General features: G+C 70.2%; 1 protein-coding gene and 1 pseudogene. One reads left to right on the top strand and one right to left on the bottom strand.

The window, feature by feature from the left end; translation table 11 throughout:
• Nucleotides 1-145 (bottom strand): annotated as a pseudogene (locus R6V09_RS51055) (bifunctional DNA primase/polymerase); the annotation flags it as partial.
• 446 nt (nt 146-591) lie between these two features.
• Between R6V09_RS51055 and nsdA the strand changes: the two are divergent.
• Entirely contained in the window at nt 592-2,076 is a 1,485-nt protein-coding gene (gene nsdA / locus R6V09_RS51050) for a transcriptional repressor NsdA (RefSeq protein WP_317888237.1), read from the top strand.
• Nucleotides 2,077-2,375: the final 299 nt, after the last annotated feature.

Below are 2,375 nucleotides of genomic sequence, written 5' to 3'. Positions count from 1 at the left end.
CCGCGGCCCGCGCGCCCGCGACCACGTCCCAGCCCCACAGCCCGGTGAACTCGGCCACTGCCGTGCACTCCGAGGTGCGGCCGCGGCGGCGCGTGCCGGACCGGATGTCGCGGATACCCCGGCTGCTGCCGATCGTGAAGCCCATGCCCCCTCCAACGGGTCCGACGCACCGGTGGTTACGAGACGGATGCGGATCGTCACTCTGCGTCCACGCCTACCCGGTGCCGCATGGTCCAGGCGGCGCCCAGGAGCATCCCGGGTGGTGTGCTGAGCGGCACGCGCCCCTGCGTGCACCGCTACGCCCACCTCCGGCCGTCCTATGTCAAGTGAATCGTGCGCGGGCAACCGTAGGTTCATTCGAAGGGGTGGCGAATGGTGGCGTTTCCGGGATCGCCGTGGCTGGACCAGTGATCGTAGGATTACTTTGTGTGCACAAGTCCTCGGGGCACATGCACTCGTGGGTATGCCGGAGGCAACTCGTCATCTCGTTCGAAGGGTGACAAGTGCGGGACGGGAAGCCGTATTTACCGGCATTCTGATAGGGCTTGGCGCACAGCGGCGACAAGTGGTTCCAGGGATGGGGGCGTTCCAGTGGGCGGCAACGGCGGAAGCGGGACGACCGCGGCCAGTACGGACAAGCTCCCCAATGAGCTGCTCGGCTCGTGGTTCGTGCGCAGCGGCTGGTCCAAGGGCGAGCTGGCGCGCCAAGTGAACCGCAGGGCGCGCCAGTTGGGGGCCAACCACATCTCCACGGACACCTCGCGCGTGCGTCGCTGGCTGGACGGCGAGAACCCGCGCGAGCCGATCCCGAGGATCCTCTCGGAGCTGTTCTCCGAGCGCTTCGGCTGTGTCGTCTCGGTCGAGGACCTGGGACTGCGCGCCGCCCGCCAGGCACCGTCCGTGTCCGGCGTCGACCTGCCCTGGACGGCCCCGCAGACGGTGGCCCTGCTCAGCGAGTTCTCGCGCAGCGACCTCATGCTGGCGCGGCGCGGCTTCCTCGGAACCTCGCTGGCCCTGTCCGCGGGACCGTCCCTCATCGAGCCCATGCAGCGCTGGCTGGTCCCCGGCCCCTCGGCCCTCCAGCAGGAGCCCGAACCGGTCGGCGCCTCCCGGCACATGGGACGGCTCTCCAGGCCCGAGCTGGAGCTGCTGGAGTCCACCACGGCGATGTTCCGCAAGTGGGACGCCCAGTGCGGCGGCGGTCTGCGCCGCAAGGCGGTCGTGGGACAGCTGCACGAGGTGACCGACCTCCTCCAGGAGCCCCAACCCGAGGCCACCACCCGCAAGTTGTTCAAGGTCGCCGGCGAACTCGCCGAGCTGGCGGGCTGGATGTCGTACGACGTGGGGCTGCAGCCCACCGCGCAGAAGTACTTCGTCCTCGCCCTGCACGCCGCGAAGGAGGCGGGCGACAAGCCGCTCGGGTCGTACGTGCTGTCCAGCATGAGCCGCCAGATGATCCACCTCGGCCGGCCCGACGACGCGCTGGAACTGATCCACCTCGCGCAGTACGGCAGTCGGGACTGCGCGAGCCCGCGCACCCAGTCCATGCTGTATGCGATGGAGGCCCGCGCCTACGCCAACATGGGGCAGCCCGGCAAGTGCAAGCGGGCCGTCCGGATGGCCGAGGACACCTTCGCGGACGTACACGACTGGGACGACCCGGACCCGGACTGGATCCGGTTCTTCTCCGAGGCCGAGCTGTACGGCGAGAACTCGCACTCCTATCGCGACCTCGCCTACGTCGCCGGCCGCAGCCCCGCCTACGCCTCGCTCGCCGAGCCCGTCATGCAGCGGGCGGTGGACCTCTTCGCCAAGGACGGCGACCACAAGCGGTCGTACGCACTCAACCTCATCGGCATGGCCACCGTGCACCTCCTGCAGCGCGAGCCCGAGCAGAGCGCGGTGCTCGCGGCCGAGGCGATGACCGTCGCCAAGAAGGTGCGCTCCGAGCGCGTCAACACTCGTATCCGAAAGACCATCGACACGGCGGTCCGTGACTTCGGTGAACTGGCCGAAGTCATCGACCTCACCGACCGGCTCGCCATCGAGCTCCCGGAGACCGCCGAGGCGGTCTGACAACCCCGGACCCCGGCCGCGGCCGGCCTTCCCGAACCGCCCGACTCGGCTCCCCCATGCCAGGTCATCGGAAGGCCGACCGCGGCCGGTTTCATGTACGGCCGCGCATCGGGCGGCGCCGGTACGGCGGGTGCGGGCCGGGTGGTCGGACGGCCGTCCGACCCGTCGTGACTCGTATTCGAAAGACCGTCCGCGCGGCGGTGCGCGGTGCCGGTGCTCCGGCCTGAATCGTCGAACTAGCCGAGAGACTCCCGGCCGCGCCGCGGGGGAGCGCCGAAGGGGCCCGGACCCCATGCCCC

The sequence above is a fragment of the Streptomyces sp. W16 genome (assembly GCF_033194735.1).
Lineage (GTDB): Bacteria > Actinomycetota > Actinomycetes > Streptomycetales > Streptomycetaceae > Streptomyces.
This window is presented reverse-complemented; position numbering and strand designations above follow the sequence as displayed.